The organism is Streptomyces sp. NPDC002574, from assembly GCF_042889545.1.
Lineage (GTDB): Bacteria > Actinomycetota > Actinomycetes > Streptomycetales > Streptomycetaceae > Actinacidiphila.
The window spans coordinates 155,267-171,406 of record NZ_JBIARB010000003.1 but is presented as its reverse complement, the minus strand read 5'-3'; the positions used below and the strand labels follow the sequence as shown (position 1 = coordinate 171,406).

Annotated in this window: 11 protein-coding genes; 4 read left to right on the top strand and 7 right to left on the bottom strand. The window is 71.4% G+C overall.

Going from position 1 to position 16,140, the window contains the following annotated elements; translation table 11 throughout:
* Positions 1–153 precede the first annotated feature (153 nt).
* Complete coding sequence (locus ACFYXS_RS07725) at positions 154–4,023, top strand: multifunctional oxoglutarate decarboxylase/oxoglutarate dehydrogenase thiamine pyrophosphate-binding subunit/dihydrolipoyllysine-residue succinyltransferase subunit (protein ID WP_389245012.1); 3,870 nt, start codon at positions 154–156, stop codon at positions 4,021–4,023.
* 85 nt (positions 4,024–4,108) lie between these two features.
* Here ACFYXS_RS07725 and fxsT read toward each other — a convergent pair whose 3' ends face one another.
* The 6 genes from fxsT to ACFYXS_RS07695 all read right to left on the bottom strand — a co-directional run bounded on the left by fxsT (position 4,109) and on the right by ACFYXS_RS07695 (position 12,684).
* Complete coding sequence (fxsT, locus tag ACFYXS_RS07720; protein WP_389245010.1) at positions 4,109–7,918, bottom strand: FxSxx-COOH system tetratricopeptide repeat protein; 3,810 nt, start codon at positions 7,916–7,918, stop codon at positions 4,109–4,111.
* On the bottom strand, positions 7,915–8,889 hold the full coding sequence (locus ACFYXS_RS07715) for a hypothetical protein (protein WP_389245008.1): 975 nt from the start codon (positions 8,887–8,889) through the stop codon (positions 7,915–7,917). The genes fxsT and ACFYXS_RS07715 overlap by 4 nt, the downstream gene beginning before the upstream one ends.
* Positions 8,886–9,884, bottom strand: coding sequence for an AAA family ATPase (locus ACFYXS_RS07710; RefSeq protein WP_389245006.1), 999 nt, complete (start codon positions 9,882–9,884; stop codon positions 8,886–8,888). Before ACFYXS_RS07710 ends, ACFYXS_RS07715 begins: the two co-directional genes overlap by 4 nt.
* A 5-nt stretch (positions 9,885–9,889) precedes the next feature.
* On the bottom strand, positions 9,890–11,131 hold the full coding sequence (locus tag ACFYXS_RS07705) for a toll/interleukin-1 receptor domain-containing protein (protein ID WP_389245004.1): 1,242 nt from the start codon (positions 11,129–11,131) through the stop codon (positions 9,890–9,892).
* Positions 11,132–11,224: 93 nt separating this feature from the next.
* Entirely contained in the window at positions 11,225–12,394 is a 1,170-nt protein-coding gene (locus ACFYXS_RS07700) for an FxsB family cyclophane-forming radical SAM/SPASM peptide maturase (protein WP_389245002.1), read from the bottom strand.
* 71 nt (positions 12,395–12,465) lie between these two features.
* Entirely contained in the window at positions 12,466–12,684 is a 219-nt protein-coding gene (locus ACFYXS_RS07695; protein ID WP_389245000.1) for a hypothetical protein, read from the bottom strand.
* A gap of 193 nt (positions 12,685–12,877) precedes the next feature.
* Here ACFYXS_RS07695 and ACFYXS_RS07690 point away from each other — a divergent pair, with 193 nt between their 5' ends.
* The 3 genes from ACFYXS_RS07690 to ACFYXS_RS07680 all read left to right on the top strand — a co-directional run bounded on the left by ACFYXS_RS07690 (position 12,878) and on the right by ACFYXS_RS07680 (position 15,110).
* Positions 12,878–13,057 carry a DUF6104 family protein gene (locus ACFYXS_RS07690; RefSeq protein WP_389245805.1) on the top strand — a complete coding sequence of 60 codons (180 nt, stop codon included), beginning with the start codon at positions 12,878–12,880 and terminating at the stop codon, positions 13,055–13,057.
* A gap of 264 nt (positions 13,058–13,321) precedes the next feature.
* Positions 13,322–14,197 (top strand): DUF4097 domain-containing protein, encoded by an 876-nt coding sequence (locus ACFYXS_RS07685; RefSeq protein WP_389244998.1) that lies wholly within the window; start codon positions 13,322–13,324, stop codon positions 14,195–14,197.
* 1 nt (position 14,198) lies between these two features.
* Positions 14,199–15,110, top strand: coding sequence for a helix-turn-helix transcriptional regulator (locus ACFYXS_RS07680; RefSeq protein ID WP_389244996.1), 912 nt, complete (start codon positions 14,199–14,201; stop codon positions 15,108–15,110).
* Positions 15,111–15,175: 65 nt separating this feature from the next.
* On the opposite strand, the gene ACFYXS_RS07675 is transcribed toward ACFYXS_RS07680, so the two are convergent.
* Entirely contained in the window at positions 15,176–16,138 is a 963-nt protein-coding gene (locus ACFYXS_RS07675; RefSeq protein ID WP_389244995.1) for a zinc-binding dehydrogenase, read from the bottom strand.
* Positions 16,139–16,140 lie beyond the last annotated feature (2 nt).

Genomic DNA, 16,140 nt, shown 5'->3' with positions numbered 1-16,140 from the left:
GACCTCTTTCCCGCCAATCTCCGCGCCGAAACCGCACTTTCGATGTGACTTAGGCGACGACTGGCCCCCGGGCCTGCATGAACCGGTCCAATAGGCGTAGCCTTTATTCCCGCTGTCCATCACCTTGTGAAGCGGAAGAGGGCGGTTACCGCCGTGTCGCCACAGTCCCCCAATAGCTCGAGTTCCCCCAGCCTCCGGCCGGGCGGTACCCCCAGGACCGAAACCGACGGGCAGGGTCAGGACCCTGCCGCTGGATTCGGGCCGAACGAGTGGCTTGTCGATGAGATCTACCAGCAGTACCTCCAGGACCCGAACTCGGTCGACCGAGCCTGGTGGGACTTCTTCGCCGACTACAAGCCGGGAGCGGATACGGGTTCCGCGGTCGCCACGGGCCGTCCTGCGACGCCCCCCGCAGCAGCGCCGGCCGCTCCGCCGGCCGCCAACGGTGCCGCCGCTCCCGCCCCGGCCCCCGCGGCTCCGGCAGCCCCGGCCCCCGCGCCGGTGAAGCCGGTCGCGGCCGCGCCCGCCGCGCCCGCCCCGGCTCCGGCCGCCGCCCCGGCTCCCGCCCCGGCGAAGCCCGCCGTCGTGAAGCCCACCCCGGCGCAGCAGCCGACCCCGGCCCCCAAGGCCGCCGCCGGCGAGAGCCCCGCGGGCCCCGAGTTCGTGACGCTGCGCGGTCCGTCCGCGGCCGTGGCGAAGAACATGCACGCCTCGCTGGAGCTGCCCACGGCCACGTCCGTGCGCGCCATCCCGGTGAAGCTGCTGTTCGACAACCGCATCGTCATCAACAACCACCTCAAGCGCGCCCGCGGCGGCAAGGTCTCCTTCACGCACATCATCGGCTACGCCATGGTGCAGGCGCTGAAGATCATGCCGTCGATGAACTGGTCCTTCGCCGAGAAGGACGGCAAGCCGACGCTGGTCAAGCCCGAGCACGTCAACCTCGGCCTCGCCATCGACCTGGTCAAGCCCAACGGCGACCGCCAGCTGGTCGTCGCGGCGATCAAGCAGGCCGAGACCCTGAACTTCTTCGAGTTCTGGCAGGCCTACGAGGACATCGTCCGCCGCGCCCGCGTGGGCAAGCTGACCATGGACGACTTCTCCGGCGTCACGGTCTCCCTGACCAACCCCGGCGGCATCGGCACCGTCCACTCGGTGCCGCGGCTCATGCCCGGGCAGTCGGTGATCCTCGGCGTCGGCTCGATGGACTACCCGGCCGAGTTCCAGGGCACCTCCCAGGACACCCTGAACAAGCTGGGCATCGCCAAGGTCATGACGCTGACCAGCACCTACGACCACCGGGTCATCCAGGGTGCCGCGTCCGGCGAGTTCCTGCGGATCATGAACCAGCTGCTGCTGGGCGAGAACAACTTCTTCGACGACATCTTCGAGGCGCTGCGCATCCCCTACGAGCCGGTCCGCTGGCTCAAGGACATCGACGCCAGCCACGACGACGACGTCACCAAGGCCGCCCGCGTCTTCGAGCTGATCCACTCCTACCGGGTCCGCGGCCACGTCATGGCCGACACCGACCCGCTGGAGTACAAGCAGCGCAAGCACCCCGACCTCGACATCACCGAGCACGGGCTCACCCTGTGGGACCTGGAGCGCGAGTTCGCGGTCGGCGGCTTCGCCGGCAAGTCCCTGATGAAGCTGCGCGACATCCTCGGCGTGCTGCGCGACTCGTACTGCCGCACCGTCGGCATCGAGTTCATGCACATCCAGGACCCGCTGCAGCGCAAGTGGATCCAGGACCGCGTCGAGCGGGCGCACACCAAGCCCGAGCGCGACGAGCAGCTGCGCATCCTGCGCCGGCTCAACGCCGCCGAGGCCTTCGAGACGTTCCTGCAGACCAAGTACGTCGGCCAGAAGCGCTTCTCGCTGGAGGGCGGCGAGTCCGTCATCCCGCTGCTCGACGCCGTGATCGACGCGGCAGCCGAGTCGCGCCTGGACGAGGTCGTCATGGGCATGGCCCACCGCGGCCGGCTGAACGTGCTGGCCAACATCGTCGGCAAGTCGTACGCGCAGATCTTCCGCGAGTTCGAGGGCAACCTCGACCCGAAGTCGATGCACGGCTCCGGCGACGTGAAGTACCACCTGGGCGCCCAGGGCACCTTCACGGGTCTGGACGGCGAGCAGATCAAGGTCTCGCTGGCCGCGAACCCCTCGCACCTGGAGGCGGTCGACCCGATCGTCGAGGGCATCGCCCGCGCCAAGCAGGACGTCATCGGCAAGGGCGGCACCGACTTCACCGTCATGCCGGTCGTCCTCCACGGCGACGCGGCCTTCGCCGGCCAGGGCGTGGTGGCGGAGACCCTCAACATGTCGCAGCTGCGCGGCTACCGCACCGGCGGCACCGTGCACGTGGTGATCAACAACCAGGTCGGCTTCACCGCCGCCCCGGAGTCCTCGCGCTCGTCGATGTACAGCACCGACGTCGCGCGCATGATCGAGGCGCCGATCTTCCACGTCAACGGCGACGACCCGGAGGCCGTGGTCCGCGTCGCGCGGCTCGCCTTCGAGTTCCGCCAGGCGTTCAACAAGGACGTCGTCATCGACCTCATCTGCTACCGCCGCCGCGGTCACAACGAGGCCGACAACCCGTCCTTCACCCAGCCGCTGATGTACGACCTGATCGACAAGAAGCGCTCGGTGCGCAAGCTCTACACCGAGTCCCTGATCGGCCGCGGCGACATCACCCTGGAAGAGGCCGAGCAGGCCCTGCAGGACTACCAGGGCCAGCTGGAGAAGGTCTTCACCGAGGTCCGCGAGGCCACCGCGCCCGCCACCTCGCAGCAGGAGGAGAACGCGGCCACCGGACCGGAGTTCCCGGTCCCGGTCGCCACGGCGATCAGCCAGGAGTCCGTGAAGCGGATCGCCGCCTCGCAGGTCAACATCCCCGAGCGGATCACCGTCCACCCGCGTCTGCTGCCGCAGCTGCAGCGCCGGGCGGCCATGGTCGAGGACGGCACGATCGACTGGGCCATGGGCGAGACCCTCGCCATCGGCTCCCTGCTGATGGAGGGCACCCCGGTCCGGCTCGCCGGCCAGGACTCCCGCCGCGGCACCTTCGGCCAGCGGCACGCCGTCCTGGTCGACCGGGAGACCGGCGAGGACTACACCCCGCTGCTCTACCTCTCCGACGACCAGGCGCGTTACAACATCTACGACTCGCTGCTCAGCGAGTACGCGGCGATGGGCTTCGAGTACGGCTACTCGCTCGCCCGCCCGGACGCGCTCGTCGCCTGGGAGGCCCAGTTCGGTGACTTCGTCAACGGCGCGCAGACCGTCGTCGACGAGTTCATCTCCTCCGCCGAGCAGAAGTGGGGCCAGACGTCCGGCGTCACCCTGCTCCTCCCGCACGGCTACGAGGGCCAGGGCCCGGACCACTCGTCCGCCCGCATCGAGCGCTTCCTGCAGCTGTGCGCGCAGAACAACATGACGGTCGCGGTCCCGACCACCCCGGCGAACTACTTCCACCTCCTGCGGTGGCAGGTCCACAACCCGCACCACAAGCCGCTCATCGTCTTCACCCCGAAGTCGATGCTGCGTCTGAAGGCGGCGACCTCGACGACCGAGGACTTCACCTCCGGTCAGTTCCAGCCGGTCATCGGCGACTCCGCCGTCCGGCCGGAAGAGGTCCGCAAGGTCGTCTTCTGCTCCGGCAAGGTCTACTACGACCTCGTCGCCGAGCGGGAGAAGCGCGGTGCCTTCGACACCGCCCTCATCCGGATCGAGCGGCTCTACCCGCTCCCGGGCCTGGAGATCCAGGCCGCCCTGGCCCCGTTCACCAAGGCCCAGAAGTACGTCTGGGCCCAGGACGAGCCGGCCAACCAGGGTGCCTGGCCCTTCATCGCCCTCAACCTGATCGACCACCTCGACCTGGTCCTGGGCGCCGCCCCCGACAACGCCGACCGGCTGCGTCGCGTCTCGCGCCCGTCCTCCTCGTCGCCGGCGGTCGGTTCCGCCAAGCGGCACCAGCAGGAGCAGGAGCAGCTGGTGCACGAGGTCTTCGAGCTCTGAGGCACTGAAGCACGAAGGCACCACTGAGCGACACCACGCGAGGGGCCCCGCACTCACCGAGTGCGGGGCCCCTCGCGTGCCGGGCTCAGATGGGCTGGGGTTCGAAGTCCCAGTGGAGGCGTTCGCGGCGGCGCACGGACATGGTGTGCGGGTGCTGGGCGCTGAGGGTGTCGGTCAGCTGCTGCAGTGCCTCGCGCTCCAGCTCGCCCGCCTCCTCGGCACGCCGCAGGGTCCTCAGGTCGTCCGCGAGGGCCGCCTTGCAGGACAGCGTGAGGGGATGGGTGCCGCCCAAGGTCCGCACGGCCTGCCGGAGATTGCCGCGGCTCAGCTCGAGCGCGTCCTCCTCGTGACCCGCCAGGTGCCGGGCACCCGAGGCGTTGAGGGCACAGCCCAGGACCCAGGGGTGGTCCTCGCCGACGGCCCGGCGCATGCCCACCAGGACGCGTTCGGCGATGGCCAGGGCGGCGTCGCGCTCGCCGTACTCCCACAGCACCAGGCCGGTGTTGCCGTAGGTGCCGATCGTGTACGGGTGGTCCTCGCCCACCAGCTCGCGGTAGCGCTCCGCGACCCTCTCGGACAGTTCGCGGCTCTCGTCGAGGTTGCCCTGCTCCCGGGTCAGGGCGGCGAGATCCGCCTGTACCATCAGCGTCTCCGGGTGACGGAGCCCTTGCACCTGCACGCAGCGCGCCACGACGCTGCTCATCAGGGCCTCGGCCCCCGTCAGGTCGCCCTGGCGGCGCATGCACAGGGCGAGGTTGTGCTCCGCCCGCAGCGTCTCGGGGTTGTTCGGGCCGAGCCGCCGGCGGTGCAGGCGGACGTTGAGCTCCTGCCTGGGCATGGCCTCCGTGTACCGGCCCAACAGGCGCAGCATCCTGGTGGCGTCCAGTACGGAGCGCAGTGTGTCGGGGTGGTCGCCCCGGTACAGCCGCGTGCGGACGCGCGCGTTCTCGTCGTACAGCTCCAATGCCGCCTCATAGCGACCGAGGAGGCCGAGAGCGAGACCCAGGTTCTCCCTCGCCTGGAGCGTCCGCGGGTTCTCCGCTCCGAAAGTGCGCTGGTTGTGCCGGTGCATGTCCTCATAGAGCTCATGGGCCTCGTGGAACCGCCCTTGGGCGAGCAGGGCGCCTCCAAGGGCGTTACGGGCGGTCAGCAGGTCGGGATCGTCCGGCGCCCGGTCCGCGAACGCCAGCACCACCGACCGGCCCACCGCCTCGGCCTCGCGGTAGCGGCCGGACCTCCGCAACAGGTTGGTGTGCAGCGTCGTCGCGAGCAGCATGACGCGACGGGTCGGCGGGATGCGGCCGTGCCACCTGGCCAGTGCCTCCTCGCACAAGGTGAGACCGGTCTGGTACTCGCCGCATGTGCGCAGGTAGTTCATGCAGTTGACGACGAGGTCCTGCACTTCCTCGTCGTCGCTCTCCAGGGCCCCGGAGTACGTCAGGTGCGGGACCAGCTCCGCGTAGCGGTGCCACACGCCCGGCTCGGTCGGCATCCGGGGGTCCGCACGGGCCAGGATCCGGCACGCGGTCGCGGAAAGGGCGACGCCCTCGTCCTCGCTGAGGTCGTTGCGGAGGAAGCCGTGGTAGAGCCGGTGCATCTGCACGGTGTCGGCCACGGTCTCCTGGTCCAGACGCACCGCGGTGGCCTCCGACAGGCGGCGCAGCGCGGTGGGCCAGCCGATCGGATCCGCGGCGAGCGCGGCGAGGTGCTCGGGCAGGTCCGGGGCGCGGGCGGACTGGATCAGCCGGACGGGAATGGCGTCCGGGGAGAAGAACGCCAGCAGCTTCAGCAGTTCGGCTGCTCCCGGGGCGCGTTCGCGAAGCGTGTTGAGCGTTATCGACCAACTGGTCTGGAAGCTCATCGGGTAGTTCTCGCCGATGCCGATACCCACCTGGTCGGGCTCGCCCCGGCGGATCAGGGCCACGTACTCCCGGACGGGCATCGGGTTGGTGTCCAGCCAGGCGGCGGTCTGGGCCAGCAGCAGCGGCAGGTCCTCGACGGCGTCGGCCAGGTCATCAGCCTCGCCGGGCGTCAGGCGCGGCGCCCTGCGCAGGGCGTAGGCGGCGCTCTCCTCACGCAGGAAAGGCGGTACCTCGATCTCCTCGGCACGACCCGCGGCAGACCAGTCACGCGTGAGTGTGGTCAGCAGCACGTGGCCGCGGCCCTCCGGGATCAGGTCCTCGATCTGGTCCATGAAGTCGGCGCCGTCGAAGACCAGCAGCCAGCGCTCGTGCGGGCGACCGGTACGCAGGGCCTCCTGGACGGCACGGATGCGGTCGCCGATCTCCTGCCCCACCGACAGGCCCAGATGCTCGGCCAGCTGCGCGAGCTGTTCGCGGGCCGTGCCCCGGTAGTTGGCGCTGACCCAGTAGACGACGTCGTAGGCGTTGCCGAAGCGGTGGGAGTACTCCTGCGCGATCTGGCTCTTGCCCACCCCCGAAATACCGTGGAGGGCGCATCGCGCACCCTCGTTCCCACCGGCCGTCAGCCTGTCGTGGAGGTCTTCGAGGATCTTGTCGCGGCCGGTGAAGCGCTCGTTGCGGCGTGGGATCCTACGGATCTCCGGGGGGTCGTCGGGGTAGCGGGGGGCGTTGACGTCGCCTTCGGCGGCCGCCGTGACGACCGGGTCGATGTCCAGGCGCCGCAGGATGCGGCGGCGGGCCTCGGCCGCGGCAAGCCCGTGCAGGCCGGCGGGACGCAGGGCGGCGACACCCGCCGGCAAGGCCTCGTTCGCGACGCTCACCGCGGCGAGCCGGTCGGCGTTGGGCGGCACGACCTCACGCAGCGCCGAGGTCCACTCCTCGCCGGTCCGGGGACCGAGCCGGAAGTAGGAGTCGTCGAGCACGAGCAGCAGCCGCCCGGGGACCCGCAGGAGGTCCGACAGCATGTCGGCCAGCCGGCCCTCGGACCCGGGGTCCCAGCGCAGCATCGTGGTGCGCAGTCCGACCTGCTCCAGCTGGTGAGCGATCCACGCCGCCCACGGCCGGTGGAAACCGGCGTAGCTGACCGTGATGTGCTCGCTCGTCGCCCCCCGGCCCGGCTCACGACCGGCCGGGAGTTCATAGACCGCGCCGTCCGCGCTGACCAGGCGCACGCTGTCCGGACCGACCCACTCCTCGACCGTCTCGCCCGGACCGACGAGGACGGTCCGGGTCGAAGTCCCGACGACGAGCTCCAGGATCCTCGGATCGCTGTCCGGAACCGTGAGGGCGAATCCACCAGGGCCCCGTGCCCCCTCGCCGAGTACGATGCGGACGCCGTCGCGACGGACGGGCAGGCGGACCGCGGGCAGTTGTCCGGCGATCGGCCCCAGGTCGGCCAACGTCAACCGGGCCGGCTGGTCCAAGGACACCGCACGGGCCGGGAAGCGGGCGAAGGACAGGGTGGCGAGCTGCCATCCCACCGTGGACGTCCGGACGGCTTCGGGAAACCTTCTCCACGCGTCGACGAACCACCGGGCGATTCCCTCGCGCCCTTCCTCCACCAAGGCCCGCAGCGCGGGCTGCAGGACAGCGGAGATCTGGGTGTCGGCGTCCCGAGGCCGGGCGACGGCGAGCCAGGTGACGCGTTCCTCGGCGAGCAGGGCCGGCGAACGGCCTCCGTGCACCCGGCTGATCGCCTCCTCGAGCTTGTGGACGGGCGCGCCCGGAGGCGACTCCTCCAGCAGCCCGGCCAGTTCCTGGCGGAGTTCGGGCAGAAGTTCCTCGCGGAGCGTGATGTACCCGGCGCCGCGCTGGTCGACCAATTCGCCGAACCAGAGGTCGCTCTCGGCGCCGACATCGAGGCGGGGCGCGGCAACCACCCGCACCGCGCGAATGAGTTCGGGCTCGATACGACTCGTGACGCTGAGCAGCACGGCGAGCTCGCGTCCGGGCCGTACGCCGTGAACCCTCATCCCACGACTCCGAGGACACGGCTGACCGTCGTGCCCCGGTCCCAGGGCACCACGGGCAGGAGCGTGCGCCACCACTTGGGCCATTGCCGTTCCGGGAGCGGCACCAGGGCCACCACGTCGCATCCGCGCTGCCTGATGGCGTGCACGGTCCGGTGCCACTCCTCCGGCCGGGCCCGCCACGGGTTGAACAGCGGGCCGCCGGCACCGAGGTCGGAGAGCACGAGCACCCGCCTGCCCTGCTGCGGCGGCCGGTACGCCTGCCAGGCACCGCGCGGGCCCGGACCCGCCCCGCGCGAGGGCACGTCGCAAAAGCGCAGCACCTGGGTACCGGCAACGCCGACCTGCGCACGCACCTGACCGATGATGTCCTGCACATCACCGGCGAACGGCTCCATGCTGGCCGAGATGTCCGCCAGGACCTGCACTCCGTAACGGAGGGTGGGGAGCGGCCGGCGCGGGATCTCGTGGAGGGGGCGGGCACGGGCCAGTTGCTCAGCCGCTGTCTCCACGTCGAGCTCGCCCTCGGCCGTGATCCTGGCCAGCGCGGTGCGCAGGATCGCGGCGGTGGAGCGGGGCGCGAGCAACGGAGTGTGCGGCAGCGGCGCGGCGAGGGAGGAGCGCCCGTCGGGAGGGGGCAGCGGGTCCACCGTCCAGCGGAGCCCGAGCGGCGACGTCCGTTCCACCGGGTCCAGGTCCGGTGTGTCGTCGTCCTCGGGCGCGGTGGGGGGCCGGTGCCGCCGCGGCCGGTGACCGGTATCAGAAGGCTCCGGCTCCTCGCGGTCCCGAGGGGGGACCCCGTTCACGGCACCGTCGCCGGGGACGGGAGTGTCCCGGGAGACACGAGCGGTCTCGTCCGGCGGGTCGTGGCCCAGCCCGAGTGCCGCGGCGATGCGCGCCCATTCCTGCGGGGTCGAGGCTCCCAGGGCCCGGCCCGCGCGCAGGAGGTCCCCGAGCCAGGCTTCGCCGCTCACATGAGCCCCTCGGCCACCTGCTGGGGCTTGATGAACACGTTGTTCACCAGCCACCTCCACTGCTGGGTGTCCGCGTGCGGGTGGACGCCGAGGGTGCGGCAGGCCCGCAGGGCGTCGAGGTACTCGGCGGTGCTGGGCGACCGCAGGTCCTGGGCCTCGGCACGTTGCCGGACGATGGCCAGTTCCGCGGCCACCGCTTCGGCGAGACCCAGGTCCCGGGCGCTGACGCCGCCCGGCCAGTGCTCCATGTGCTCACGGGCGATGCGGACCAGGGTCTCCTGGTCGTGCTCGGGGAGGACGGCGACCACGCACCGCCGGAGGAATGCCTGCGGCAGTTCCCGTTCCTCGTTGGTGGTGATGACGATGAGGTGCCGGGACAGCCGCTGGTCGGCGCCTGCGCGCGGTTCCTCCGTGCGGATCTCGGTACCGGTCTCGGCGATCGTGAACCGGTGGGATCCCAGGGGTACGAGCAGGCTGTTGGGGACATCGGGGTCCGCTTTGTCGATCTCGTCGATGAGGACGACGGCGCAGTCCGGGGCCCGGTTCGCGTTCACCTCGGCGAACGGTTCGCGAGCGGTTCCCTGCCCTCCACCCGCTGCCGGGCGGCCCAGGCGCCGCGCGGACTGCGGGGCGAGTGCCCACCACAGGGCCTCGGGGCGTACATAGGCCCAGTCGTCGAGCTTGTGACCGTCCCGCGCGGGCCTTTGGGCGTCGTGGAGCCGGCGCAGGCTGTCGTACGTCCACAACAGGTCCCGCGGCTGCGTGCGGTTGGTGACGACGTGTTCGTAGTACCGCCATCCCCGCTGCATGGCGATGTGCGGGGCGAGGGAGGACTTGCCGGACCCGGGCTTCCCTCTCAGGAGCAGCGGTCTGCCCGTGGCGAGAGCGACGTCGACCGCGAACGTGATCGGCTCCGACATCACGTAGACCCGTCCGTCGCCCCGATCCGGTGTGTCGAGCCACGACTCCGGGGTCATGCCGTTCCCCTCCGCCACGTCGGTCACCTCATCATCCGCACATGTGAGGTGAGCTCCTCCGCGACCCGGAGCGCCACCTGCTCGTCGTCCGCGCCGAAGGGCGGATTCACCAGGACTGCATCGGCCAGACCCCCGGACCGCCGTTCTCCCGCCCCCACCGGACCGGGCGGGATCAACAGGATGTGCAGCCAGGGCAGACGCTCGTGCAGCCACGCGACGACGCGCTCGGCCTGCTCCAGGCTGTCGCACCCCTTGCTGTCCAGGATCACGTACAGACAGCGGTCCTTCTCCTCCACGGCTGTCTCCCACGGATCGGCCGGCTCCATGCCGAGCCACCGCTTCACGTTCCTGCCGCAGGCCTCGCGCAGCAGACGCTCCGGGTCGTCGTCGTCGAAACGGCCCCCGATGCCGACGATCAGGTAGTGATAGCGCCTGACGTCCATGCAGAAGGCGCGGTCCAAGTAGTGGGTACCCGTGCCGGCCTTGCGGACGTTGAGGAGGACGGTGTGCCGCGTGCACTCGCGTCCCGGCAGGACCCTCCGTGCCGAGGCGGCGTCGACCCACACCGGGAGCACCAGGGTGACGAGATTGGCCAGCGAGCCGGGGTCCATCTGGTACCGGACGGCGTGGACGAGGTTGCGGATGCGGACGGCGGGATGGGTGTGCAGCATCTGCACGGCGAGGAAGTCGGTGGCCGCCGTGCCGCCCACGGTCAGCAGGTCCCGGTCCTCCTGCGGTAGTTCGAGGGCTTCGGCCACCATGTCCAGTCCCGGGCCCTCGCGGACCTGCGACAACTGGCTGGATATGTTCCGCAGCCACTGGTGCATCGCGCCCCCGGCCGGGGTCTCGCCGATCACCGGGAAGAGGTGGACGATGCTCTGGGCCGCCTGCTCCGCGGATGCGACGGATCCCAGGGCCTGCATCTCGTTGAGTTCGCCGAACCTCTCCTCGGAGATCTCCCCCGGCGCGACGTCGCCGACCAGCGCGGGCAGGATGTGGAACCCGTTCCCGGAGGCCTGCCGCCAGAGCAGGATATCGACCTCGCGCTGCACCCAACGGGATTCGAGCGCCTTGCGATTGACCAGGACAACGGCGGCGTGGCAGTCGCGGAGCAACTCGTAGATGCGGGGCCGCCACTTCTGACCGGGCAGAATGGCGCTGACGTCGACGAGAACCTCGTAGCCCCGCTTTCTGAGTCCCTCGGCCACCAGATCCCTGACCTGCGCGGCGTGGTCGTCATGGGTGGAGCTGTGGCTGATGAACACCTTTACCACCCTGGGCTGCCCCCTCGTCTCCCAGCGCACGGCGCCCTCGGCGTCACTCGTCAAAATTCTGACGTGCGTTCACGTTCCCTGCAATCAGGCCGAATTGGCGCCGGCCGGGGCGGGGATCACCACCGTGGACAACCGGCCGGCGATGTGCCGGATCAGGCGCTCCAGGTCGGCGCAGTGGACCGACGGATTCCGGAAGCCGCTGCCGGACCGGAAGCGATGGGCGTAGTTGCCGCCGCCGCACACCAGCACCACTGGGCAGGCGCGGCAGCGCGGAGGCAGGGCGTCGAGCCCCAGCTGGCGGGCCACGATCCCCGGGTGATCCAGCAGCTGGTCGAAGGGGGCGCTGAAGACGTCCATCCCGGTGGCGGAGGCCCCCTCGTAGGCGGTCCGCAGGGAATCCACCTGCTCCAGGCTTCCGTCCGTCTCGACGACGACCGCGGCGAGCGGCGACAGCCCCATGGCCTCGCTGCGCCCCGGCATGCCCAGCAGCAGGCCGATGATCTCGGAGAAGAGCCGGACCTTGACCCGTTCGCCCCCGTACCACCACTGGTCGAAGACGCGGGCGAGCCAGTCGCCGTACGGAGTGGCGCGGGACGGCTCCGCGGGGTCGGGCACCCCGGGGGGCGGCGTGTCCCAAGTGGCATGCGGCAGCAGGAAATCCATGGCGGGCGGGTGGAACGCCAGCAGGCCGGCGTAGACCTCCGCAGGGTCGAGCGCCGGGTCGACCGTGCACAGGATCCCGGCATACGCCTCGGGCCGCCGTGCCAGCATCCGAAGACCCCGTGTCGCCGCACCCCAGGAGGAGCGTCCGGCGTGGTCGACCCGGCGCCGGTTGTGCAGGGCCGAGCCGCCGTCGAGGCTGACCCCGACAGAGATGCCGGCCGCGGCGAGTCGACCGACGACGTCCTCGGTGAGCAGGGTCCCGTTGGTCTGCACCCCGACCTGCACCACACATCCGGAGCCCACGGCGGACGCGACGGCCTCACGGACGGCCGCCGCCTGGCCGATCACCCGGCCCGGCCCGCCCAGCAAGGGCTCGCCGCCGTGGAGTTCGACCCGGATGGCCGTGAGCCCGTGCGTGGCGACATGCTCCGCGATCCGCTCCGCGGTGCGCCGCAGGACCTCGGAGGACGCGCGGGCCGGCCGAGTCCGCCAGCCCTGATCGGCGCCCTGGTAGATGTAGCAGTAGGTGCAGGCCAGGTTGCAGCGGCCGTTGGTCTTCAGCACGAACTGCCTGAACGGCACGGCCGGCATGCCCTCGCGCCGCACAGCGGCGACATCTAGCTCCGCGTGGGGCCAGGGGGCGGGATCGTGACGCGTCGCCCTCACTCCACCCGCCGCGAGAGGCCCCCGGGGCTGTCGTCGTAGTAGGAGACGGTGAGCTCTCCCCCCGGCTCCATCCGGTCCCGCAGATCGGCGAGGACGCGCAGCAACTGCGGATGCCCGCTGCCCTCCCGCAGCATCGTCAGGGGATCGACCCCGGTGAAGTCGGGCAGCGCCACCCCGGCCACCGAGGGCGACACGCCGCCCTGCGAACCCACCAAGCTCCCCTCCCTCAGGATGTCTCGGCACAGCTTCCCATGCCCGGGCCCATACCTGTGGCAAGCCACGGCATACGCCGCCCGCGCACGGGTGCGCGGGCGGGCGGGGGGAAGAGGGGGAGCCTCCGGTTTGCGTCGCGGGGAGTACTTATCCTGATCCGTGACGTCGCCCTTCGACCCTGATCCGGAGCACCCCTTGTACTTCACCGACCGCGGCATCGAGGAACTGGAGAACCGCCGGGGCGAGGAGGAGGTGAGCCTCGCGTGGCTCGCCGAGCGACTGCGTGAGTTCGTCGACCTCAACCCCGAGTTCGAGATCCCCGTGGAACGGCTGGCCACCTGGCTCGCCCGGCTGGACGACGAAGAAGAAGAGTGACCTGAGCGACCCGGGGCCGGGAGGCCCGACGTGCCGCCGCGCGCCTGCTTCCGCGCCCGTCCCCCGGGCGTGACACGGTCCACTGGTAGCCCTGGGCAACCGGTCCCCACATGCCCCGGCCCGGCGGGGACTCGGTGCCGCGGGATGCGCGGGGGCGCTTGACTTCCCCGGTACGCGATATATCGTGTCTAGCAAGAGACGCGATATGTTGCGTTGTCGGTGTCGGCGCGGCCCCCGCGCCCGGCGACCCCGAGGAGGGGCGGAATGAGCGGAACACCCGGCACACGGGAGTGGAAGGTCACCGAGCCGCACAAGCTGGTCTTCGACGGAGCCGTCGACACCTTGCACGTGCGCATCGTCAACGGCGCGGTCAACGTCGTCGGCGTCGACGAGGGCCCGGCGCGGCTGGAGATCAGCGAACTGGAGGGGCCGCCGCTGATCGTGACCCACGAGGGCGGCACCCTCACCGTCTCCTACGAGGACCTGCCGTGGAAGGGCCTGCTCAAGTGGCTCGACCGCAAGGGCTGGCGGCGACACGCCGTGGTCTCGCTCGCGGTGCCGCAGCGCACCCAGGTCTCGGTCGGGGTCGTCGGGGCCAGCGCGGTCGTCTCGGGGATCGCCGACCGCACGGCGGTCCGCGGGGTCAACGGCGACATCACGCTCGTCGGGCAGGCCGGACCGGTGACGGCCGAGACGGTGGCCGGGAACGTCGAGGCCCAGGCGGTCTCGGGCGACCTGCGGGTGAACACCGTCTCCGGTGACCTCACCGTGGTCGAGGGCAGCGGCAGCCACGTCAAGGCCGACTCCGTGAGCGGCAACATGGTGCTCGACCTGGACCCGCGCAGCGGCTCCGAGGTCCGCCTCACCTCCGTCTCCGGCGAGATCGCCATCCGCATCCCCGACCCGGCCGACGCCGAGGTGGACGCCAACACCACCAGCGGCGACGTCTCCTGCGCCTTCGACGAGCTGCGGGTCAGCGGGCAGTGGGGCGCCAAGCGGATCTCCGGCCGGATGGGGACGGGCGGCACCCGGCTGAAGGCGACCACCGTCTCGGGCGCGATCGCCCTGCTGCGCCGGCCACCCTCCTCGGACGGCCCGTACGGCGGGGACGCCGCGGACCCGTTCCGGAAGGGCGTCTGACATGGCCGCCGTCTTCGCCCACGGCCGGCTCCGCCTCTACCTGCTGAAACTGCTGGACGAGGCCCCCCGCCACGGCTACGAGGTCATCCGCCTCCTGGAGGAGCGCTTCCAGGGCCTGTACGCCCCCTCCGCCGGCACCGTCTACCCGCGGCTGGCGAAGCTGGAACAGGAGGGCCTGGTCACCCACTCCACGGAGGGCGGCCGCAAGGTGTACTCCATCACCGACGCCGGCCGCGCCGAACTCGCCTCCCGCGACGACGAGCTGGCCGACCTGGAGAACGAGATCCGCGACTCGGTCTCCTCCCTGGCCGCCGAGATCCGCGAGGACGTCCGCGGCGCCGCGGGCGACCTGCGCCGCGAGATCCGGGCCGCCACCCAGCAGGCGACGCGCACGCAGCCGAAGAACTCCCAGTCCGACTGGAAGGAGCAGATGCGCCGGTCGAAGGAGGAGATCCGGCAGGCCCGCGAGGAGGCCCGCAGCGCCAAGCGCGCCGCCAAGGAGGCCCAGGACGCCGCCCGCGACGAGGTGCAGCGCATCGCGCGCCGTGTGCAGGAGGAGGTCCAGGACCATGTCAGGCGCGGCGACTGGCAGGCCGGCGTCCGTGAGGGCCTGGCCGAACTCACCCGTGAACTCGGCGCGTTCGGCCGTACGACCAGCTGGCCGCCCCCGTACACCAAGCCCGAGCAGCCCGCCGAGACCCCCGAGTGGGGGGCGGAGGACGCCGCCGTGACCGACGACCCCGCCCGCGATCTGGAACGTCTCCTCGACCGCTTCCGCGACGACGTCCGCGACGCCTCCCGCGACAACGGCGTCGACGCCGAGCAGCTGCGCGAGGTGCGCCGCCACCTGTCCACGGCCGCCGCGCACATCGGCGTCGTGCTGCGCGGCAAGCACAAGGACCAGAAGGACTGATCGGCCGGCCCGCACGGACGCCGCGGGGGGGCGTCCGTGCGGACGCCCCCCGGGCCGTCAGACCGTCAGACCGTCAGGACGACCTTGCCGAACAGGTCGCCGCCGGCCATCTTCTCGAAGCCCTCGCGGGCCCGGTCCAGCGGAAGCACCGTGTCGACGACCGGACGCACACCGGTGACCGCGCAGAAGCTGAGCAGGTCCTCCAGCTCGTCCTTGGTGCCCATGGTGGAACCGACGACCTTGAGCTCCAGGAAGAAGATCCGGTTGAGCTCGGCGGCCTGCGGGTTGGGACCCGAGGTCGCGCCGGAGATGACGAGGGTGCCGCCCGGTCGCAGCGACTTGACCGAGTGGGACCAGGTGGCGGCGCCCACCGTCTCGATGACGGCGTCCACCCGCCGGGGCAGCCGCGCGCCCGGCTCGAAGGCGGCGTCCGCGCCCAGGTCCTCCGCGCGCTTGCGCTTGGCCTCGTCGCGGCTGGTGGCGTAGACCCGCAGGCCGGCGGCCTTGGCGAGCACGATCGCGGCGGTCGCGACACCGCCGCCGGCGCCCTGGACGAGCACGGAGTCGCCGGGGCGGACACCGGCGTTGGTGAAGAGCATCCGGTAGGCCGTCAGCCACGCGGTGGGCAGGCAGGCGGCCTCCTCGAAGGACAGTTCCTTCGGCTTGGGCACCAGGTTCCAGGTGGGCACGGAGACCTTCTCGGCGAAGGTGCCCTGGTACTTCTCGGTGAGGATGGAGCGCGGCTCGTCCGGGCCGACGCCGTGGCCGCTGAGGCCGACGACCGGGTAGACGACGACCTCGTTGCCGTGCTCGTCGATCCCGGCGGCGTCGCAGCCGAGGATCATCGGCAGGCTCTCCTCGCCGAGGCCCACCCCGCGCAGCGACCACAGGTCGTGGTGGTTGAGGGAGGCGGCCTTGACGGTGACGGTGCTCCAGCCGGGGCGGGCCTGCGGCTCGGGGCGTTCCCCGAGTTCGAGGCCGTTCAGGGGCTGGTCGCGGTCGATGCGGGAGGCGTAGGCAGCGAACATGG